The sequence below is a fragment of the Bradyrhizobium aeschynomenes genome (assembly GCF_013178945.1).
GTDB classification, from domain to species: Bacteria; Pseudomonadota; Alphaproteobacteria; order Rhizobiales; family Xanthobacteraceae; genus Bradyrhizobium; species Bradyrhizobium aeschynomenes.
This window is the reverse complement of record NZ_JABFDM010000014.1, coordinates 15277-35140: the sequence shown is the minus strand read 5'-3', so window position 1 is coordinate 35140 and position 19864 is coordinate 15277. Positions and strand designations below refer to the sequence as shown.

Below are 19864 nucleotides of genomic sequence, written 5' to 3'. Positions count from 1 at the left end.
ACTGAACACTTGTTCAGGAAAGAAGACAAGGGGAATCATGACCTCCGCGACGGCAGCGGCACGGTCAGGCCGCAGCGAGCAAGGTCTCTGAAGGCAGCGGCTGCCGCCGCCACCATGTTCCGGCCCTGGCCAGCACCAGGGCGCCCGTCATCAAATTGGCGACCAGGCCGAGGGGAATGCCAGTGAGCATGAAGGTGATCTGGAGCGCCGCGATGCAGCCGAGCACGGGCAGCTCGTAGCGGCGGAATCCCTCGCCGAGCCCGATCCGCACGAGCCACGCCACCGCGATCGCCTGCACCATCATGTCGTACATGAACAGATAGGGCGTGGTCAGCAGCAGCCCGACGGCGAGCGCCGCCGCCTTCAGCGAGTAGCGCACCGGGCTGCGCCACAGCGTCACCAACACCACCGCGACCGCGGCCGTCAGCACCCATTGGAAGGCCCAGCCGAGCGCTTCCGACCCGCCGAAATAGCGCACGAGCGAGAACAGGCTCTGCAGCTTCCACCAGGTCGCCTTGCCTTCAGTCAGGAAGGCCTGCGAGAACGCCGGCATCCAGTGGATGAAGGCCTGCCAGCTCTCGAGCCCGAACGCCAGCCAGGACGCGAGCGCCAGCACGACGGCGGTGACGCTCGCCGAGACGAAGGCCGTCCAGCGCTGCGTGGCGATCAGCAGAACCGGAAACAGCAGACCGTATTGCGGCTTGTAGGTCAGAAGCCCGAGACAGATCCCCGCCAGCACCGGCCGCACCGGCAGCAAATACAGCGTGCCGCCGACGAGAGCCGCCGTCAGACAGCCGTTCTGGCCGACCAGGGTGTTGGAGAACAGCGCCGGAAAGCCGGCCGCAAGCACGAGGCCGAAGCCGCGGCCGACGATCGCGCGCATGACCAGCGCATACGGAATGAAGCTCGCATAGGCCCAGCCGGCGAATGCGACGATGTAGGGAAACTGCGCCAGGAAGGCTGCGACGAACAGGAATGGCGGCGGATAGTGCCAGGCGAAATAGCCCGGAAAATCCTGTCGCAACAGATCGAGCTCGATCTGCCGCTGCACGTCCCAATCCCACGCCAGCGCCGGCTGGCCCTGCAGGGCCAGCTTGCCGGCCGCCCAGACGTTGACGAAATCGGTGGGGATGCCGAGCCCGTCAGCACCCCAGATCCAGATGCCGGACAGCAGCCCCGCGGGGAAGAAGGCCGCATTGATGCAGGCGAGCGCGAAGCACACGGCAAACAGGCTCGCCGGAACAGCACGACGCTGCGATGAGATCGCGGCGGCATCCAAATCGTCGGCCATCTGAACCTCGCCCGCGCCGACCCGGGCGCATTCCCGATCGAGACATAGGCCTGGAGGCTTGAAGAAGGCTTAAGCGGGGCCTGCCCTGGCTGACGCGGACGGTGCCGGCCGTACCGATTATTTACGCGCGCTCTGTAGCAAAGAGCTCCGGCGCAACTGACGGTCGGCCACGCAGGAGTTCTCAAGCCCATGCTTCGTATCATCATCGCCCTCGCGCTCTGTCTGGCCTGGCCGACGGCAGGCTCCGCCCAGGACACGGCCGCAGTACGCGTCACGTCAGATGTCTCCTACGAATACCTGGCGCGCTGGGACGTGGAGCGGCTGAACAAGATCCTGACCGTGGACACGCCGAAATTCGCCGGCATCACGGTCAGCTACACACCGGCCCGCAACGCCGTCCGGCTCTACCGCGTGACCTACGCGTCCGTCGTCCCCGAGCGCGGCAACAAGCCGATCAGCGCGACGGGACTGCTGGCCGTGCCCGAGATCAGCGACACGAATCTGCCGATGGTGTCGTATCAGCACGGCACGGTTTACGGCAAACAGGAGGTGCCGTCGTTCCCGGAGCAGTCACCCGAGACGCAGCTGATGATCGCGCAGTTCGCCGGCCAGGGCTATCTGGTGATCGGCGCCGACTATTTCGGCATGGGGACCTCGAGCGAGCCGGAAGGCTACATGGTCAAGGGCAGCCATCAGCAGGCGACCTATGACATGCTGCGCGCAAGCCGGGCCGTGCTGAACGACATGCACCTGACGGCCACCAGACTGTCGATCGCCGGCTGGTCGCAGGGCGGCTTCGTGACCATGGCCTATCTGGAGAAGCTCGAAAGCGCCGGCGTGCCGGTCGCGGCGGCGGCGACCGCAAGCGCGCCGGTGGATGTGTTCGTCGCGCTCAATGGCTTCCTCAGCTTCCCGCGCAGCAATGACGCCTCCTGGGTCAACTCGCTGTTCATCCTGTCGGCGTTCGCCTTCGAGAACTACTACGCCGTGCCGGGCCTAGCGCGCTCGGTCATCAGCGACAGCTCCTACGAGGTCGCCCGCAAGGCCTATATGCGCGAGCCCTTCAACGTCGCCGAAGTCCCGACCGATCTGCACAAGCTGCTGAAGCCGGAGTATTTCGACGCGCAATATTTCGCGGCGTCGGCCTATGGCCGCCTGGTCGCACAGACCCAGGCCTATCGCTGGATCATCAAGACGCCGGTGCGCAACTATTATGGCGAGACCGACGAGGCGATCTCGACCGGCCTCGGCCGGCTGGCGATGACCTACCAGCAGGCGATCGGCGCCGGCAACACCAAGGTCGAGGCGGTGTCGACTGGACCGACCAGTCATCGCGGCACGTTCGCGACCGCCGTCCCGCAATGGAAGGCCTGGTTCGACAAGCCCTGACCGGCAAGCGACAGCCTTTTGCCGGATGGTTGAACATGCCAGCCATCCGCAGACAACGAAAAGCCCGGCTGTAAGCCGGGCCATCGCTTGGTTCTCGTGATCTTGCCTGCGAGAGAAGCTGATTCCCTGCCCCGTCCTATGCCTGGGGCTGCGGCTCCAGGCCGGGATCCGGATCGGGCCGCGGCCGCGGCTTGCCGGCGGGCGGCACGGCCGAGGCGCGGGGAGTCGACGGCTCGATCGCCGATTCGCGGTTCGGCTTCTTGCCCTTGAGCAGATCGAGGATCTCCTCGCCGGTCAGCGTCTCGTATTCGAGCAGCGCCTGGGCGATCGCCTCCCAATCCTCGCGCTTCTCGGTGATGATCCGGCGCGCTTCCTGTTCGCCGGCCTCGATCAGGCCGCGAATTTCGGAATCGATCAGACGGGCGGTATCGTCCGAGATGTTGGTCGAACGCGCCACCGAATGCCCCAGGAAAACCTCCTGCTCATTGCTCTGGTAGCGCACGCGGCCGAGCTTGTCGGACATGCCCCATTCCATGACCATCGCCCGCGCGAGGTTGGTCGCCTGCTGAATGTCACCGGTGGCGCCGTTGGTGACCTTCTCCGCGCCGAACTTCTGCACCTCGGCCTCGCGGCCGCCGAACATCATCGCGAGCTTGGACACGCACCACTCGCGGGTGTGCGAGTGACGATCGGCCTCAGGCAGCGACTGCACCATGCCGAGCGCACGGCCGCGCGGAATGATGGTGGCCTTGTGGATCGGGTCGTGGCTGGGGACATTGAGGCCGACGATCGCGTGGCCCGCCTCGTGATAGGCGGTCAGCATCTTCTCTTCCTCGGTCATGACCATCGAGCGGCGCTCGGCGCCCATCAGCACCTTGTCCTTGGCCTCCTCGAACTCGGCCTGCGTCACCATCCGCTTGTTGCGGCGGGCGGCGGTCAGCGCGGCCTCGTTGACGAGGTTCATCAGGTCGGCGCCCGAGAAACCAGGCGTACCGCGGGCGATGGTCTTGAGGTTGACGTCCGGCGCCAGCGGCACCTTGCGGACGTGGACCTTGAGGATCTGCTCGCGGCCCATGATGTCCGGGTTGGAGACCACGACCTGACGGTCGAAGCGGCCGGGACGCATCAGGGCCGGATCGAGCACGTCGGGCCGGTTGGTGGCAGCGATCAGGATCACGCCCTCATTGGCCTCGAAGCCGTCCATCTCGACCAGCAGCTGGTTCAGGGTCTGCTCGCGCTCGTCATTGCCGCCGCCGAGACCGGCGCCGCGATGACGGCCGACGGCGTCGATTTCGTCGATGAAGATGATGCACGGCGCATTCTTCTTGGCCTGCTCGAACATGTCACGCACGCGGCTGGCACCGACGCCGACGAACATCTCGACGAAGTCAGAACCGGAGATGGTGAAGAACGGCACGTTGGCTTCGCCTGCGACGGCGCGCGCGATGAGCGTCTTGCCGGTGCCGGGAGGGCCGACCAGCAGCACGCCACGCGGGATGCGGCCGCCGAGCCGCTGAAACTTGCCGGGGTCGCGCAGGAATTCGACGATCTCCTGCAAATCCTGCTTGGCCTCATCCACGCCCGCGACGTCCTCGAACGTCACACGGCCATGCGCCTCGGTCAGCATCTTCGCACGCGACTTGCCGAAGCCCATCGCCTTGCCGGCGCCGCCCTGCATCTGCCGCGACAGGAAGATCCAGACGCCGATCAGCGCGATGAAGGGCAGCCAGGAGACCAGCAGCGACACGAACCACGGCACGTTGTCGCCCGGCGGCTTGGCCTGGATGTTGACCTTGGCGTCGTACAGACGCTTGACGAGATTCGGATCGCTCGGCGCGTAGGTCTGGAACGACGAGCCGTTCTTGAAGGTGCCGTGAATCTCCGGCCCCTGAATCACGACGTCGCGCACGTTGCCTTGATCAACCTCGGTCAGCAGCTGCGAGAAGTTGATGTCGGTCGAGGACGCGCGTTGCCCCGGATTCTGAAACAGTGTGAACAGCGCCAACAGCAACAGGACAATAATGACCCAAAGGGCGAAATTGCGCAGATTGGCGTTCATCGATTTTCCTTCGTGGTCGCGCGGATCGCGGCCGTCTATCCTCGGACTCATCCCTGGGTAGCCACGAGGGAATCCCCCGGTCGACCGCTTCGTAATCTAGGTACCACTCGCACCAATGCCAAGGGAACCAGACAGGACTATTTAACGCATCCTAGCCCGATTCCCGCTTAAAAAATGGCGCGGGAAAGCGCCGCCGAGGCAGGTGGTTAAGGGTCCGCGAAACCTATCGTCCGCCCGAGGTCCCGCGCGGTCGCCGAGGCGGCGCGGGAGTGATCCGGATCGCATCGCGCGTCGTGCTTACCAGCGCACCTGCCAGCGTCTGTTTTAGCCTGCCCGGCGTCGACGTACCACCGCCTCCGGTCCCCGCAAGAGTCCGGTCCAGGCGATCGAGCAGGGCTTCCGCCTTGCCGAGTTCCACTGGACCTTCGGTTCCCACCCGATTGATGGCGCGCATCAGCAGGCGCAGTCTGATTTCCGCCGGGAGTGCGACAAAGGCGCGCGGCTCGAACATCTGGCCGTGATCCGGCCGGACGGCACGGGAGCCAGCCGCGAGCAGCGCGAGGTCCTTCTCGGCGTCATCGACCATGAGCTCGATCGCGGCATTGGCGCGGCCGAGGCGGGCGGCGAGCGTCGCCAGCGTCCGCGCATCGCCACCCTCGACAGCCAGAGCCGGCATCAGCGCCCGCAGACGCGGCCGCGTATAAGCGAGGTCGCGATTGGTCGGATCGTCGGCAAACACGACACCGGCGGAGCGAAGCGTCGCCACGAGGCGGGCCTTGGGCAGCGCGAGCAACGGCCGCGCCAAGAGCATGCCGTCGCGCTCGCTGACCGCCGCCATGGCCGCGAGCCCGACGATGCCGCTGCCGCGCAGCAGCCGCATCAGCACGGTCTCGGCCTGGTCATCGCGTGTGTGGGCCGTGACGACATGGCTGGCGCCGGCCCGATGCGCCGCCGCTGCCAGCAGGCGGTATCTCGCCCGCCGCGCCGCTTCGGGAAGTCCGGCCGCCGGCTTCTCATCCCTCCAGCGCAACGTCCGATGCGCCAGCCCGAGCTGCCGCGCGATCTGCTTGACCATTTGCGCCTCCCGCCGCGCCTCGGGGCGCAGACCATGGTCCACCGTGACCACGACAAGACGCGGGCCGTCGGCCCGCGCTCCGCACCAGCGCGCCGCCAGCCACATCAGCGCCATCGAATCAGGCCCGCCGGAGACGGCAAGCACGAGCGCTGGAGCAGTGGCGAGCGGTGCGAACAGGTGCTCAGCTTCGGCTGCGGAGATCGGATCGCCGTCCTCGGGAGCTTGGTCCTGCGCGGTCTTGCTTGCTGCCATGGCAGCGGACATTAGGCGCGGGCCGCCGGAACAACAAACTCCGGCGGCGTCGGACATGCCCGCCGGTCGACGCTCCGAATGGCGCCGCCGCGCGTGGTCGCCGTCAGCACTTCACCCGCTTCTGCTCGCGGTCGACCGTGCTCTTCACGCCGGCCGAAGCCCGCGGATATTTGCGCGTCACCTCGCCGAACGCGGCGCAGGCCGCCTCCTTCTCCTTCAGCGCCGCCAGCGACTGACCAAGCCGCAGCAGTGCGTCCGCCGCCTTCGACGACTTGTCGTGCTTGGTCGTTACGGCGAGAAAGATTTCGGCGGCATCGCGGTATTGCTGGCGCTGGTACAAGCTCTCGCCAAGCCAGTATTGCGCGTCGCCGATCATCGGATCGTTGGGATATTTCTGGGTGAAGTTGCGCATGGTCTGCTCGGCCAGCGCATAGTCGCGGCGCTGCATGTAGCCGATGCCGAGATCGTATTCGTCGCGCGGCGTCTGCCGCGGCGGCGCGGTCTCGAGGCCGCCGGCGCCCGGCGCAGCGACCGGCGCGCCCTGGGGATAGCGGCCACCTGCGGTGTTGGCGGACATTGCAGGGTCGGCGGCGGGGGGACGACCGACGGGCGGGCCGCCGCCGGGCTGGATCGGCAGCGGGCCGCCGCCGAGCGCCTGCGGTGCGCCCGGCGCAGCCGGGTTCTGAGTGGGGTCGAACGCATCACCGCGGCGGCGGACGCCGGCGCCTGCGGCTGGCGGGTCCTGGGCGATGGGTGCGGGAGCCGCGGCCTGCGGCGGCACATAGCCTGGCTGCTGCTGCGGATAGGCCTGCTGCTGTTGACCGTATTGCGGCTGGCCATAGGCGGGCTGAGCCGGCTGCCCGTAGGCGGGAGAGAGCTGGGTTGGCGGCGCTGCCGCGCTTGGCTGGGGTGCAGGCGCGGTCGGCTGGGCCCCGCTCTGCAGCTGCCGCAGCCGCTCCTCGAGCTGGCGGTTGCGATATTGTAGCTCCTCGTTCTGCCCGGTCAGTTGCCGGAGCTGGTTTTCGAGCCGCTGAATGCGGATCTCAGGGTCGTCGTCGACCTGGGCGAGCGCCCGCGACGACAAGGCCTGGCACGAGAAAACGACGAGCGCTGCGAGAACCGCGGCGACGCTCCTGGAAAGAAACATGAACGACATGTTGCCCTGACAACCGGATCAGCGAGACGTTGGAAATAATAACCCTGAACGCGAGGCTCTACGTCAGAACGGCCATACAGACAAATGACGTTCGAGCGAAGACCAAACAATGAAGACAAAACAACGAAGCCGGCGTCGGTGGCGACGCCGGCTTCGTCAACAAACAATCCGTTCAGCTTTATGAACTTGCGTTCAGCACGGTGACCGCGCGCCGGTTCTGCGACCAGCACGAGATGTCGTTACAGACCGCGACCGGCCGCTCCTTGCCGTAGGAGATGGTGCGCATCCGCCCCTGGTCGATGCCGCGCGAGGCCAGGAAATTGCGGACCGACTGCGCGCGGCGCGCGCCGAGCGCAATGTTGTACTCGCGGGTGCCGCGCTCATCGGCGTGGCCTTCGATCGTGAAGCTGTAGCGCGGATAGCTCTGCAGCCACTGCGCCTGCTTTTCCAGGGTCGCGATCGCCTGTGGCGTCAGATCGGTCTGGTCGCTCTCGAAGAAGACGCGATCGCCGACGTTCACGACGAAATCCTGCTGGCTGCCTGGAGTCGCAGCGCTTGCCATCGCACCATCTGCCCCGGTGAGGTTTTTGTTGGCGCACGCGCCCATCGACAGCGCGACCGCGAGAACGGCGGCCAACTTCAATCCCTGGAGGATACGCATCTGATATTTCATTCCGGGAGCCTCCACGCTCACGTTCTTAGACTGCCATCCGGTCTACAGGGCGATGGTTAAGCGAACGTTCCGTCAACCTTGATGGGGTCTTGCCGAACCCCGTCAAATGCTAACGAAACCCGAAAAAGCGACCGCGATGGTTAATGGGTTGTAAATGTGGCGCCAGGGTGAAGGCAAGCGGCCGCGCGTCCGGAGCACGGCGCTTTTTCGCTGATTTTTGCGTCAAAGCCACGAAACGGGCCGCGCGCCCGGCCCTGCGCCCGTTCATCTTGGGAACGATCGGCGCCGTCTTGGTCAAATCAGACGTGGTCAGCCGGCTTTGGCGACCGGCTGAATGCCAAACGAATCAGAGAAGGCGTCCGGCGCGGCACGATCGAACAGCATCCGCCGTTCGAAGGCGCTGGAGCGCATGAACGGGAAGCGCTGGAACACACGGTCGCGGATCCTGGGATAGTGCGCCGCCACGAGGCCGACCGGCTTGGTCAGGCCGGAGTAGAGCCGCGGCTCGCCCCAGGGTTCCTGCAGGAACACCTTCTTGTAGAAGGCACGATGTTCCGGCCGCACGTTGGCGAGGCCGATGTCCGCGTGGAAATGAGCGCAGGCGACGTAGCCGAGCCGCACCGTCACGTAAGGAAGCGCGGGAAACAGCCGGGCCTTCTCATAGTCGGCGACGAACCGCGTCGGGTCGATGATCACCTTGCCGCGGTCGAGCTCGGGATGCAGCAGGTCGGCGAACATGTCCGACGACAACGACTTGCGCCACTGCGAATTCAGCACGCTGATGCGGATCGAGCTGTAGAGCTCGCCATTGACGTAGACGCCGAAGATGAAGCTGTTGGGGAGATCATCGTACTCGTCGGTGACGCGCTCGCTGGCCGAGGGGAGAATGGCGCCTTCGCGCAGATAGGCGCGGTAGCGCAGCCGATAGATCTCGTCCTTGTCCTCAGCAGTCAGAGCCAGCCGATAGTCCACGTTCTCGAGCGCATCCAACTTCTGATCAGCAACGGCAGTCACTCTAGCCGCCGACTTCATTCGCAACCCCTTTTCACACAACTCCTGCGAGCAGTTGTGAGATTAACAGCGCGTTAATTCGGATGCAAAGCTTTCGGCGGTACACAGTTAACGGTACGTAGAATCCCGGTGCCACAACCGTGACTTACGGGGGGAGCGGCAGGACGGAAGAGGATCGCTTCAGATCAGCTGCGTCTCAATACGAAACGAATTCGCTTGGCATACGCGCCCGCTGCCCTCGCATGATACGACGTGCGGTTGTCCTGCATGGCTGCGGCCGCAGCCATGCCCCGAGGTCAGGGCAGATCAGGCGATCGAGCGCGTGGCGGCAAAGGCTTGGATCGGCTCGTCCGCGGGCCGCCGCCCGTGAGAGGCGTTCAGGAGCTGACGAATTCGCACTGCGGGCACCGGGCGGCTGAACAGGTAGCCCTGAGCTTCAGTGACGGTGCCGTCGACGCTGACCAGCTCCAGCTGCTCGTTGGTCTCGATGCCTTCGACGACGACCGACATGCCGAGATCAGCCGACAGCCGGGCGACGCCGCGCAGCAGCGTAAGCGGCCGATCACTGTCGATGCCCTCGAGGAACGAGCGGTCGATCTTGACCTTCTCCAGCGGGAAGTTGTGCAGATAGCTGAGGCTCGAATAGCCGGTGCCGAAGTCGTCGAGCGAGATCCTGACGCCGAGCATGTGCAGCTGCGACAGCACGTCGTGGGTCAGCTGCGTGTTGCGCAACAAGGAGGATTCGGTGATCTCGATCTCGAGGCGGTGCGGCGGCAGGCCCGACACTTCGAGGGCGTAGCGCACCTCGCTCAGCACGTCGCGCTGATGGAACTGCTGTGGGGAGAAGTTGACCGCGACGCTCACCGCCTCCGGCCACTTCATGCATTCCAGGCAGGCCTTGCGCAGGATCCAGCGGCCGAGATCGACGATCAGGCCCATGTCCTCGGCAACCGGGATGATGTCGACCGGCGAGACCGTGCCGCGCACCGGATGATTCCAGCGCAACAGCGCCTCGCAGGTGGAGATCTTGCCGGATTTGAGATTGACCAGCGGCTGATAGAACAGCTCGAACTCCTCATTGGCCAGCGCCTTGCGCAGGTCGAGCTCGAGGATGCGGCGCGCTTCGACGGTCTGGGCGAGCTCGTCGCGGAAGAAGCAGAAGGTGCCCCGTCCCTCCGCCTTCGCCCGGTAGAGCGCCATGTCGGCGTTCTTGAGCAGCGTGTCGGCGCTGATCCCCGGCGCCGTCATTGCGATGCCGACGCTGGCGCCGATCTCGACCAGGTGATTGTCGATCTTGTAGCGTTCGCTCAGCTGATCGACGATGCGCCGCGCCAGCACGGCGGCGTCGTCGTTGGAACGGATGTTGCGCTGGAACACGACGAACTCGTCGCCGCCGAAGCGCGCGACGAAATCCTCAGGCCTGAGCATGTCGCGCAGCCGCTCGGACACGGCGCAGAGCAGCTGGTCGCCGCAGGGGTGCCCGAGCGTGTCGTTGACCTGCTTGAAGCGGTCGAGATCGACGAACAGCAGCGCCGACAACTCGCCATGTCGTTGCGGAATCTTGAGCAGGCGCTCGATCTCGTCACGGAAGCTGACCCGGTTCGGCAAGGTCGTGAGCTCGTCATAGCGCGCGAGGTGCGAGATCCTCGCCTCGGCATTCTGCCGCTCGGTGATGTCCTCGAGCAGGACCACCGCGCCGCCATCCGCCATGGGCTGGAAGGTCCAGGACAGCGAGCGGTCGCGCACCACGTCGGGGTCGCTGGTGATGATGTTGTGCGTCTTGGTGTTCTCGATCTCGGACAGAATCATCCGGCCGCTCGAGGCCGAGATCGTCCCGGAGATGACGCAGGCATTGATGATGTCGGCCGCCTTGCCGCCACGCTGCAGCGTGTCCTCCGGCAGGCCCATCATCTGGCCGAAGCGATGGTTCATCACCGCGAGGCGTCCGTCCGGGCGGAACATGCACAGACCGTGCGGCATGTTGTTCAGCGCGGTGTCGAACTGCTTGGCCAGCGCAGCCTCGCCTTCGCGCGCCACGAAGGCCTGCACGAAGATGCGCTGCAGGTTGGTCGAGATGTGCTTCAGCGACAGGAAGAACAGCACGCAGAACGCCGCCATTCCCATGTAATAGGGACTGCCGTGCAGCGCGAGCGCCAGTGCAAGCGGCCCGCAGGCGAGCAGGATCTGGACGTGAAAGATCCAGGGCCGGCCATAGGTGCGGCCGGCGCCGGCGGACATGTAGCAGAGCGTGACCGAGATCGCGATCAAGTGGACGACCGGATCACCGTTGTCGGCGACTGCGACGACGCACCACACACCGAGCACGACCGCATAGAGCATCGCGCCAACCTGATAGCGGATCTCCCAGCGCGCCACGGCCTCCTGGGTGAGCCGACCGGCATCGCAAAGATGGCGGTAATAGCGCATGTCGAGCGAGCGGAGCGCGCCGACGACGATGAGTATGACCGCGCAGGGCCATAGGTTGGCGTCACCGCTCTTGACGGCGGTCATGACGGCGGCGATGGCGGCGCAGAGTGCGCCGGCAAACATCGGGCCGGGATCCTGGAAGAGAGAGTCGACGAGAGCCGCCTGGATCGCAGGCGACAACTTTCGATCGTCTTCTCCGTTTTGACTAGCAAGCTGCATTCGTGCGCACGCGTCCTGTTCGGTGCGCAAACATTACCGTTCGCAGGTGAAGTCTTTCTGAGGGAACATCGTTAGCGGAGCGTTGCCGCAGCGCAGGGGCACGCAAAAACCGCCGAAAATTCAGCAAACTAGGCAAACCCTACCCAGTTCCTGCAACGAATGGTTCCAATTTTTCCAACAACACGCATCGCGCGACTCGAAAAATCGTGTCCACCGAAGCGTGAGCAGGCCGGAGCGGGCCCGCCTGCGGGTTACGACAGCAGCGGCGACCACGCCGGATCCGACGCGTAGCCCGGCGTCGGCACCTTCTGCTCGAAGCGGCCGGAGACGTCGATCGTGTAGAGCGACGGGCCTGCGGTACCGCCGGGATCGCGGAAGAACATCAGCACGCGGCCGTTGGGCGCGAAGGTCGGGCCCTCATTGTGGAAGCCGGAGGTGAGGATGCGTTCGCCCGAGCCGTCGGTCTTCATGATGCCGATCGCGAACTGGCCGCCGCCCTGCTTGGTGAAGGCGATGTAGTCGCCGCGCGGCGACCACACCGGCGTCGAGTAGCTTCCCTCGCCGAACGAGATGCGCTGCGCACCGCCGCCGGTCGCCGGCATCACGTAGATCTGCGGCTTGCCGCCGCGATCCGATTCGAAGCAGATCTGGCTGCCGTCGGGCGAGTAGCACGGCGAGGTGTCGATCGCCGGCGTGTCGGTGAGGCGCGTGGTCGTGCGCGAGCGCAGGTCCATCACGAACAGGTTGGAATTGCCGCCCTGCTGCAGGCTCAGGATGATGCGCTGGCCGTCCGGCGAGAAGCGCGGCGAGAACGACATGCCAGGAAAATTGCCGACGATCTCGCGCTGACCGGTCTCGATGTTGAACAGATAGACCTTCGGGTCGCCCTGCCCGAACTCCATGTAGGTGATCTCCTGGCTCGACGGCGAGAAGCGCGGCGTCAGCACGAGGTCGGCACCGCGGGTCAGATAGCGGACGTTGGCGCCGTCCTGGTCCATCAGCGCTAGCCGCTTGACGCGGCGATCCGACGGCCCGCTCTCGTCGACAAAGACGACGCGGCTATCGAAATAGCCCTTCTCGCCGAGCAGGGTGGTGTAGATCTGGTCCGAGATGATGTGGGCGATCCGCCGCCAATATTCCGGCGCGGTGACGTATTGCTGGGCTGCCGACTGCTGTCCCGAATTGACGTCCCACAGTCTGAACTCGGCCTTCAGCCGTCCATCGCCCTGGCGGGTGGCACGGCCGGTCAGCAGCCCCTGCACGCTGAGCGGCTTCCAGCTCGCGAACTGCGGCACCTGGTCGAAATTGGTGATGCGCTCGGCGAACGCAGCCTGATCAAGCGGCGCGAAATAGCCGCTGCGCTTCAGGTTGTTGGTGATGACCTGCGCAATGCCGTTGGCGACGTCGGCATCGCCGGGTCCGCCTGGGACGAACGGCGGAATCGCGATCGGGATCGGCTTGAAGTCGGCGGGATCGATGCGCAGACGGCCTTGCTGGGCCTGCGCCAAAGCGGCAGACAATCCAAGAGCCGCAGTGCCAGCTCCTGCGATGAAACCGCGTCGCGATACTCTGGTGATGGATTGCATGGGAACCTTGGAGCCGAACTTCGAAATCATCGCAAATCTTTCAGACCAAATACGAGTTGAATCAGCTTCCAAGATTCATACTGGGTCTTGGGCAGGAAGGAGTAGGACTGGCACTGGATGATGGCGCGCCTCGCGCTCTCGGCCATTGCCATGGCAACCGACCGGGACGGTCCCCGCACCGCCACGATTCTCGGCTCGCCCGCGACCGTCCCATCGAGGCGCATCGGAATGTCGATGTCGGCCTCATACAGGTCCGCATCCTGGCCGTTATAGGGGAAGCCGAAACAGCGCCGCACGGCGGTCTGGAACGCGCCGCTCCAGCTCGCGATATTGCTATCCGCCATGCCCCGCGCAGAGCCCAGCGCCGCATTGGCGTTCAGCTCGGCTCCCGTCACGGCCTGCCGGGTCGGGTCCTTCTGGTTGATCAGGCTCGCCATCTTCTCGGCGTCGAACTTGCGCTCGCTCTTGTGCTTCGGTGGCTCCGGCGTGGCGGCCGCGGTCTGCTGCGGCTTCGGCGGCTGCTTCGGCTTGTCCTTGTTCAGCACGCTGGCGATCTGATCCGGATTGAACGGGTCAGGCTTCTTCTCCTCGGGCTTCGGCTTCTCGGCGGGCGCGGGCTTGGGCGGCTCCGGCTTCTTCTCGGCCACCGGCTTGGGCGTGTCCGGCTGCTTCTCGACCGGCTTCGGCGGGTCGGGTTTCTTCTCGACCGGCTTTTCCGGCTTGGGCTGCGGCGTCGGCGCGGCGTCGGTCTCGGTGACCGGCTTCGGATCGACCTTGCCGACGATGTCTTCGGTCGGCTTCTTCTCACCGATCTTGTCGGCCAGGAGCTTGGCGACCTCCTTCTTGCCGGTCAGCGCGCCGGCCTTGGCCTTCGAGGTGTTGTCCTCGGAGATCACGTCGACCGGCACCAGATCCTCCGGCGGCGCCACCATCGAGCGCGCGGAGAAGCTGAACAGACCCCAGCCCAGCACGAGCACGTGCAGGGCCACGGAGAGCACCGTGCCTTTGCGCGTACGAGCGAACCGGATGAGGTCTTTCGCCGTCATGAGCCCTGTTCCGGCAGCACGACGATGCTGGCGCGGTAGCCGGCGTCGCGCGCCAGGCCCAGCACCTTCATCATGTCGGAATAGCAGGCATCGCGGTCGCCGCGAATCTTGACGACGTTGTCGGCGCCGCCGGCGCCGGCGTCCTTCATCGCCTTGATCTTGGGTCCGAGCTCGCCGATCGCGATCGGCGTCTCGCCGAGATAGACGTCGACCTTGGAGGCGCAACCGCCGCCGGTCTTCTTCACGGTGACCTCGAGCGGCGGCTTGGCATCGGCGGTCGACGCCGAGCCACCCTGCGCCTGCGGCAGGTCGACCTGGATGTTCACGGTGAGCAGGGGCGCCGCGACCATGAAGATGATCAGCAGCACCAGCATGACGTCGACCATCGGCGTGACGTTGATCTCCGACATCACCGGTGCCTTGCGCCGACCGCGGCGACCACCGCCGCCGGACGCGCTTCCCATGCTCATGCCCATGTTCTGGTGCTCACGATCACGACGCCACTATACCTGCCCTCATCCCCGCTCGTCGATCTGACGGGACAGGATGGCCGAAAATTCATCCGCGAAGCCTTCCAGCCGCTGCGCCTGCCGGTTCACCTCGGAAGAGAACTTGTTGTAGAAAATCGTCGCCGGAATGGCCGCGATCAGGCCGATGGCGGTGGCGAACAGCGCCTCCGCGATGCCCGGCGCGACCACGGCCAGCGACGTGTTCTTCGAGCCGGCGATGGCCTGGAAGCTCGTCATGATGCCCCAGACGGTGCCGAACAGGCCGACGAAGGGGCCGGCGGAACCGACCGTGGCCAGCACGAGGAGCCGGCGCTCCAGCCGTTCGACCTCGCGGGCGATCGAGACGTTCATCACCTTCTCGATCCGCATCTGCAGCCCGGCAAAGGAGCGCGCATGGCCCTCGAACGAGCGCTTCCACTCGCGCATCGCCGCCACGAAGCAGGCCGCCATCGACTGCGTCGGCTTGGCCGAGAGCACCCGATACAGCTCCTCGATCGACTCGCCGGACCAGAACGCCTGCTCAAAGCGGTCCATCGAGCGGCGCGTCCGGGAATAGAGGAACAGCTTGTCGATCGCGATCGCCCACACCCAGACCGAACAGGTGATGAGGCCGAGCATCACGCCCTTCACGACCCAATGCGCCTGCCAGAACAGCGCGATCAGGGAGAAGTCGCCTTCCATCCGCAGTATCCTCTCAACCAACCATCCCGGGCACCCGGGACCATGCATCTGCCGTTCCACGGCGGATGCCGTCGCGGCGCACTGCGCCTACGCAAGAAAACCCTGAACTGATCGCTTTAAGAGGCCCGCCGAAGCCACAAGTGGCCTGCTTCCTCCGCCAACGTGTCAAAACAAGGGCTCCGGCGCCCGTAAGCGCCCCTTAACCAAACCCCCTCCGGGGTTAAGGCGGGGTTACCGCGGAGTTCTACCGAGGTCAAAGGTCCAGCCGGGCCAGCCAGATAGAGCCTTTGTGATCAGACCCTTGCCGGACCATGGCCGTGCGGCGACCTGGCAGGCAGCGGCGAGCCGCCGCAGGTCGGCGGTATCCGGGGAAATACAAAAACGCCCGCCAGCGGGGAACCGCAAGCGGGCGTCTTGTGCCGTCAGGGCGGGGGCTGAGAGCCCTGCGGCGTCAGGGACGGCTACGATCAGCTCTGCGGCTGGTCGTTCGGCGGCGTCGGGCGCGGCTTGTGCTGGGCCATGAACGCGTCGAACTCTTCCTTGTCCTTGGCGTGGCGCAGGCGGGTCAGGAAGTCCCGGAACTCCTGCTGCTCCTCCTCCAGGCGCCGCAGGGTCTCCATGCGGTACTCATCGAAGGCGCGGTTGCCGCTCGAGGCCGGCTGCGCGAACCCGAAGCCGAAGCCGCGGCGCTCCATCTTGTCGCGCATGCGGTCCATCTTCCACTGCATCCGCTCCATCTTGTTCGACCAGCGATCACCGCCGTTCCAGCACGCCATCTTTCTGCTCCCGAGTGTGAAAAAGAGAAGGGCAAGTCCGATCGGCCACCAGATGATGAAGCCGAGCACGGTCACGGCGATCCAGCCGGGATGCCAGGGCGACTCCATCATGCGGGGCCGATACCTCTGCTCCTCCTCCGAACCGCGCCATCGATTGACATCTGCGGTGTAGGCCATCTCCCTCTCCATTCGCGGCGCCATGCCGTGTGAATGTAAATAACATTTACATAGCTAGCTCAACCCGGGATTTTGTCAAGGCGACCGCCTGACGCGCCGCCCGAATTATTTTTCGCGTTTGCTTGAACCTTATTTCGGCCGGCCCCACGGGCCCGCCGGCCTGTCGTCCTCCGGCAGCGGCGGAGGTTCTGCACCCGACGCCGGCGCCGGCCGGCGGTCGGTGGGGAAGCCCAGCCCGCGCAGATAGATCAGCACCTCGGCTTCCAGCAGCTCCTCCGGCGACATCGGCAGCTTGCGCCGGGCGGCATCGCCGCGCGCGAACAGCGAGGCAATGCCGTGCGCCATCGACCAGATGTGCAGCGCCATCATCATCGCCGGCGGCCGCGGCACGCCCGGCGGCGCCAGCGCCGCCAGCCGCTCCGCCGCGGCGCGGATCACGCCGAAAGCGCGCTCTCCGGCCGCCATGAGACCCGCCGTGGAATCCGCCGGCACGCCGGATTCGAACATCGCCGAATAGAATGCCGGCTCCGAACGGGCGAAGGCGAGATAGGCCTTGCCGACGCGCTCGAACGCCGTGACCGTATCGGGACGGCCGTCATCCCACGCCGCCGACAGTTGCGACTCGAACTGCTCAAAGCCGCGCTGGGCGATGCTGGACAGCAATTCGTCGCGATCTCGGAAATGCCGGTACGGCGCGGCCGGGCTGACGCCGGCCATGCGCGCGGCGTCGGCGAAGGTGAAGCCGGCGGCCCCCTTCTGCGCGATCAGGTCGAGCGCCGCCTGCAGCAGCGCCTCCTTCAGGTTGCCGTGATGATAGCCGCGCTCAGCGCGGCGCTCTTCCTTGCGCCAGCTCATGTTAAGGGCTTTTACATGAGCGGAGTGAAAAGAAGCCAGAGACTTTTCCGGCCTTCAACACCGGGCCAATCCGGCGCGGATTGCCAAGCCCAGACCCAGGTCCCTCCTTCCTGGAAACCCTCAGGGAGGGGATGAGCCTGGCACGGCGCCGGTGACTCCGGTCAGTTGAACCCGGGGGCGCGCCGGCTGCAGGCGCTCCCACCAATCCGATTGCACACCGATACCGTTCGGCTGCAAGGGCCCGGCTAACCGCCGGGAACCGGCAACACCGGCATGATCTCGATCCCGTCGCCAGGGAAGATCGTAAAATGCGGATGGTTCACGAACAGCTTCGCGGCGTCCTCATGCGAGGCGGCGCGGATGACCGTGAACCCGGCCATCTGGTTGGTGATGTCGTTGATGCCGTCCGGGCCGACCCGCTTGGTCTTGCCGAGCGGCCCGCCCATCGCGACGACGGCGTCCTTGTGGGTGTCGACCCAGGCGTGCCACGCGGCCATGCCTTCCCGCTCACGCTTATGCCGATCCGCGTCCGACAGCGCATCCCAGGCCTCCCAGGCTGAACTGGTCCGGCTGCCGAGAAAGATCGCGAGATAGGTGTTGCTGTTGTCGCTCATTGCACTTCCCTCCTGCTCTGAAATGGATGATCAGGCCCGGCCGGCATGCGGCAGCTCGGCAAAGCCCGCCGCCGCCTGCTGCACCTCTTCGGAAAAGTCCGTCATCTCCTGGACCTGGCGAATCTCGATGATCTCGTTGTCCGACGCCGGACATTGCTTGGCCCAGGCGATCGCCTCCTCGCGCGAGGCCACCTCGATCATCCAATAGCCGCCGAGCACCTCCTTGGCCTCGGCGAACGGGCCATCGGTCACCACGGGTTTGCCGCCTGCGAACGAGACTCGGGCGCCCATTGACGGCGGATGCAGCCCTTCCAGCGTGATCAGCACGCCGGCATCCTTCAATGCCTCGTTGTAGCGCATCATCGCCGCGACCCGCTCCGGATCGAGCTGCACATCCGGCGGCGCGCTTTCATAGCCGAGCGGGATCATCAGCATCATGAAACGCATCACGTTCTCCCTTCCTGATCGAGTCGGCTTCGTTCAGCGCTGCGAACCCCGGGCCCGCAGCCGCTCCTCCTGCTCGCGCAGCTCCGGCGTGAACGCCTCGCCGAAATCCTCGGCTGCATAGACCCGGCGAATCTCGATCTGACCGCTCGGAAACGGCGCCCGCTTCATGTGCTCGATCACCTCGTCGAGCGAGCCGGCCTTGAGCATCCAGAAGCCGGCGGCGAGATCGCCGGAAAGATCGAATGGACCGCGCTTCACGCGCGCCTCGCCCTGCGAGAAGTCGATCCGCGCACCCTTGGCGGTCGGATGCAGGCCTTCGCCCGCCTCCATCATGCCGGCCTTGACCAGTTCCTCGTTGAACCGGCCCATGGCGGCGAATTCCTCGGTGGTGGGCAGGATGCCGGCTTCCGTCTCCTTGGTCGCCTTCACGATCACCATGAACCGCATGGTCACTCTCCCTGATGCTGTCGGGCAGGATGGCCCCTGCCCTCATCAGTAAGACGATCCGGTCCCGGTGCCGCCGACACGACACGGCGATTATTTTGGAAGTCCCAGGCTCAGCCCGGCTCCTGCGGGAACATGTGGAAATAGGGCTCGGCCTCGGCGAGCACCCGCGACACCGACCGCCGTGCCTTGAGACGGTCGAGATAAGCCCGCACCGTGGCCAGCTCATCACCGAAAGGCTCCACCTTGTCGGCATAGAACAGCGCCGGCAGCGCCGCGCAATCCGCAAGCGTGAACCGCTCACCCATCGCCCAGCCGTCCCGCGGCAGCTCGGCCTCCAGCATCGCGTAGGATGCGCGCAGCCGGGCACGCGCATCGGCGACGCCGAGCGGATCGCGCGCGTCGTTCCGCCGCAGGCGGTCGAACACGACGGCCTGCGTCGGCATGTGCAGATAAAGATCGAGAAAGCGATCGCGCAGCCGCGTCTGCAGCGCCAGATCGATCTCTTCAGGAATGAGGCGCGTCGGACCCGCAAAGTGTTGGTCGAGATATTCGATGATGATGCTCGACTCCGGAATCGTGCGCTGGCTTTGCTCGTCGCGCAGCACCGGAAACTTGCCGACCGGCCACAGCTTCAAGAACGCCGCGCGCTCGTCCGCATCGCCGAGGTTGATCAGCTTCGGCGTGAACGGAACGTCGTTCTCATACAGCGCGATCAGCACCTTCCAGCAGAATGACGACAAGGGATGGTAATAAAGGGTGAGAGACATCGTTCGCTCCTGATGAAGACATCGCAGAACAGCTTCGCTCGAGCCTCCGCTCCCACACCGAGGACGGAGCGCTCCCTCTCCCCGTTCTTACGGGGAGAGGGTTGGGGTGAGGGGCAGACGCACGGATGGTGCAAATGGCCAGACACCTGTCCCCCTCACCCGGATCACGTTTTGCAAGGCAATCCGACCTGCCCTCGCAAACGGTAGAGCTCTCGCATGTGTCGATCTGCATGTGGCGCTCGTCTGTTTCCACGTCGTCATGGCCGGGCCTGTCCCGGCCATCCACGTCGCCCTGCGCGCTCGGAGCGACGTGGATGCCCGGGACAAAGCCCGGGCATGACGGGAGTAGCTAATTGGCGACCATTCGGCAGAGGCGATCGCGCTGCCGCGAGCGGGGCGAGGGACAC

The 19864-nt window shown here is 65.6% G+C and carries 18 protein-coding genes; 1 reads left to right on the top strand and 17 read right to left on the bottom strand.

The features are described from left to right. Positions 1 to 64: 64 nt before the first annotated feature. Positions 65 to 1291 carry a glycosyltransferase family 87 protein gene (locus HL666_RS29235; protein ID WP_172184999.1) on the bottom strand — a complete coding sequence of 409 codons (1227 nt, stop codon included), beginning with the start codon at positions 1289 to 1291 and terminating at the stop codon, positions 65 to 67. 189 nt (positions 1292 to 1480) lie between these two features. On the opposite strand from HL666_RS29235, the gene HL666_RS29230 reads away from it, so the two are divergent. Next, entirely contained in the window at positions 1481 to 2680 is a 1200-nt protein-coding gene (locus tag HL666_RS29230; protein ID WP_172184997.1) for an alpha/beta hydrolase family protein, read from the top strand. Between the two features lie 136 nt (positions 2681 to 2816). On the opposite strand, the gene ftsH is transcribed toward HL666_RS29230, so the two are convergent. The 16 genes from ftsH to HL666_RS29150 all read right to left on the bottom strand — a co-directional run bounded on the left by ftsH (position 2817) and on the right by HL666_RS29150 (position 19457). Beyond that, the gene (ftsH, locus tag HL666_RS29225) at positions 2817 to 4739 is read right to left on the bottom strand and encodes an ATP-dependent zinc metalloprotease FtsH (RefSeq protein ID WP_172109955.1); all 1923 of its coding nucleotides are present in this window, start codon (positions 4737 to 4739) and stop codon (positions 2817 to 2819) included. A 223-nt stretch (positions 4740 to 4962) separates the two neighbouring features. Beyond that, positions 4963 to 6066: a tRNA lysidine(34) synthetase TilS gene (gene tilS / locus HL666_RS29220; protein WP_172185109.1), complete on the bottom strand. Its 1104-nt coding sequence runs from the start codon at positions 6064 to 6066 to the stop codon at positions 4963 to 4965. A gap of 103 nt (positions 6067 to 6169) precedes the next feature. Continuing rightward, positions 6170 to 7213, bottom strand: a complete 1044-nt coding sequence (ybgF, locus tag HL666_RS29215; RefSeq protein ID WP_172185107.1) for a tol-pal system protein YbgF — start codon at positions 7211 to 7213, stop codon at positions 6170 to 6172. Positions 7214 to 7400: 187 nt separating this feature from the next. Next, positions 7401 to 7895, bottom strand: coding sequence for a peptidoglycan-associated lipoprotein Pal (gene pal / locus HL666_RS29210; RefSeq protein ID WP_172133860.1), 495 nt, complete (start codon positions 7893 to 7895; stop codon positions 7401 to 7403). A 309-nt stretch (positions 7896 to 8204) separates the two neighbouring features. Then, positions 8205 to 8927, bottom strand: coding sequence for an N-acyl amino acid synthase FeeM domain-containing protein (locus tag HL666_RS29205; RefSeq protein ID WP_172109957.1), 723 nt, complete (start codon positions 8925 to 8927; stop codon positions 8205 to 8207). Between the two features lie 285 nt (positions 8928 to 9212). Next, complete coding sequence (locus tag HL666_RS29200; RefSeq protein WP_172109958.1) at positions 9213 to 11552, bottom strand: putative bifunctional diguanylate cyclase/phosphodiesterase; 2340 nt, start codon at positions 11550 to 11552, stop codon at positions 9213 to 9215. Between the two features lie 251 nt (positions 11553 to 11803). Then, positions 11804 to 13138, bottom strand: a complete 1335-nt coding sequence (tolB, locus tag HL666_RS29195) for a Tol-Pal system beta propeller repeat protein TolB (RefSeq protein ID WP_376698630.1) — start codon at positions 13136 to 13138, stop codon at positions 11804 to 11806. Between the two features lie 26 nt (positions 13139 to 13164). Continuing rightward, entirely contained in the window at positions 13165 to 14184 is a 1020-nt protein-coding gene (tolA, locus tag HL666_RS29190; RefSeq protein ID WP_172184995.1) for a cell envelope integrity protein TolA, read from the bottom strand. After that, positions 14181 to 14660: an ExbD/TolR family protein gene (locus HL666_RS29185; protein ID WP_172109961.1), complete on the bottom strand. Its 480-nt coding sequence runs from the start codon at positions 14658 to 14660 to the stop codon at positions 14181 to 14183. Before HL666_RS29185 ends, tolA begins: the two co-directional genes overlap by 4 nt. A gap of 39 nt (positions 14661 to 14699) precedes the next feature. Further along, positions 14700 to 15374 carry a protein TolQ gene (gene tolQ, locus HL666_RS29180; protein ID WP_050886856.1) on the bottom strand — a complete coding sequence of 225 codons (675 nt, stop codon included), beginning with the start codon at positions 15372 to 15374 and terminating at the stop codon, positions 14700 to 14702. 467 nt (positions 15375 to 15841) lie between these two features. Continuing rightward, positions 15842 to 16327: a DUF2852 domain-containing protein gene (locus HL666_RS29175; protein ID WP_172184993.1), complete on the bottom strand. Its 486-nt coding sequence runs from the start codon at positions 16325 to 16327 to the stop codon at positions 15842 to 15844. 129 nt (positions 16328 to 16456) lie between these two features. Continuing rightward, positions 16457 to 17182, bottom strand: a complete 726-nt coding sequence (locus HL666_RS29170; RefSeq protein ID WP_172109963.1) for a TetR/AcrR family transcriptional regulator — start codon at positions 17180 to 17182, stop codon at positions 16457 to 16459. A 245-nt stretch (positions 17183 to 17427) separates the two neighbouring features. Further along, entirely contained in the window at positions 17428 to 17796 is a 369-nt protein-coding gene (locus HL666_RS29165; RefSeq protein WP_172184991.1) for a YciI family protein, read from the bottom strand. A gap of 30 nt (positions 17797 to 17826) precedes the next feature. Continuing rightward, complete coding sequence (locus HL666_RS29160) at positions 17827 to 18243, bottom strand: YciI family protein (RefSeq protein ID WP_172109965.1); 417 nt, start codon at positions 18241 to 18243, stop codon at positions 17827 to 17829. A 33-nt stretch (positions 18244 to 18276) separates the two neighbouring features. Then, positions 18277 to 18690, bottom strand: coding sequence for a YciI family protein (locus HL666_RS29155; RefSeq protein ID WP_172184989.1), 414 nt, complete (start codon positions 18688 to 18690; stop codon positions 18277 to 18279). A 110-nt stretch (positions 18691 to 18800) separates the two neighbouring features. After that, complete coding sequence (locus HL666_RS29150; RefSeq protein ID WP_172184987.1) at positions 18801 to 19457, bottom strand: glutathione S-transferase family protein; 657 nt, start codon at positions 19455 to 19457, stop codon at positions 18801 to 18803. Between the last annotated feature and the right edge of the window lie 407 nt (positions 19458 to 19864).

What these genes read in the sequence shown, in the direction of transcription:
- HL666_RS29170 (WP_172109963.1), bottom strand. Translation starts at nt 17,182, where the DNA reads ATGAGCTGGCGCAAGGAAGAGCGCCGCGCTGAGCGCGGCTATCATCAC.
- tolB (WP_376698630.1), bottom strand. Translation starts at nt 13,138, where the DNA reads ATGCAATCCATCACCAGAGTATCGCGACGCGGTTTCATCGCAGGAGCT.
- tolA (WP_172184995.1), bottom strand. Translation starts at nt 14,184, where the DNA reads ATGACGGCGAAAGACCTCATCCGGTTCGCTCGTACGCGCAAAGGCACG.
- HL666_RS29205 (WP_172109957.1), bottom strand. Translation starts at nt 8,927, where the DNA reads ATGAAGTCGGCGGCTAGAGTGACTGCCGTTGCTGATCAGAAGTTGGAT.
- HL666_RS29175 (WP_172184993.1), bottom strand. Translation starts at nt 16,327, where the DNA reads ATGGCCTACACCGCAGATGTCAATCGATGGCGCGGTTCGGAGGAGGAG.
- HL666_RS29200 (WP_172109958.1), bottom strand. Translation starts at nt 11,552, where the DNA reads ATGCAGCTTGCTAGTCAAAACGGAGAAGACGATCGAAAGTTGTCGCCT.
- HL666_RS29155 (WP_172184989.1), bottom strand. Translation starts at nt 18,690, where the DNA reads ATGCGGTTCATGGTGATCGTGAAGGCGACCAAGGAGACGGAAGCCGGC.
- HL666_RS29160 (WP_172109965.1), bottom strand. Translation starts at nt 18,243, where the DNA reads ATGCGTTTCATGATGCTGATGATCCCGCTCGGCTATGAAAGCGCGCCG.
- pal (WP_172133860.1), bottom strand. Translation starts at nt 7,895, where the DNA reads ATGAAATATCAGATGCGTATCCTCCAGGGATTGAAGTTGGCCGCCGTT.
- HL666_RS29230 (WP_172184997.1), top strand. Translation starts at nt 1,481, where the DNA reads ATGCTTCGTATCATCATCGCCCTCGCGCTCTGTCTGGCCTGGCCGACG.
- tolQ (WP_050886856.1), bottom strand. Translation starts at nt 15,374, where the DNA reads ATGGAAGGCGACTTCTCCCTGATCGCGCTGTTCTGGCAGGCGCATTGG.
- HL666_RS29185 (WP_172109961.1), bottom strand. Translation starts at nt 14,660, where the DNA reads ATGGGCATGAGCATGGGAAGCGCGTCCGGCGGCGGTGGTCGCCGCGGT.
- ftsH (WP_172109955.1), bottom strand. Translation starts at nt 4,739, where the DNA reads ATGAACGCCAATCTGCGCAATTTCGCCCTTTGGGTCATTATTGTCCTG.
- HL666_RS29235 (WP_172184999.1), bottom strand. Translation starts at nt 1,291, where the DNA reads ATGGCCGACGATTTGGATGCCGCCGCGATCTCATCGCAGCGTCGTGCT.
- tilS (WP_172185109.1), bottom strand. Translation starts at nt 6,066, where the DNA reads ATGGCAGCAAGCAAGACCGCGCAGGACCAAGCTCCCGAGGACGGCGAT.
- HL666_RS29150 (WP_172184987.1), bottom strand. Translation starts at nt 19,457, where the DNA reads ATGTCTCTCACCCTTTATTACCATCCCTTGTCGTCATTCTGCTGGAAG.
- HL666_RS29165 (WP_172184991.1), bottom strand. Translation starts at nt 17,796, where the DNA reads ATGAGCGACAACAGCAACACCTATCTCGCGATCTTTCTCGGCAGCCGG.
- ybgF (WP_172185107.1), bottom strand. Translation starts at nt 7,213, where the DNA reads ATGTTTCTTTCCAGGAGCGTCGCCGCGGTTCTCGCAGCGCTCGTCGTT.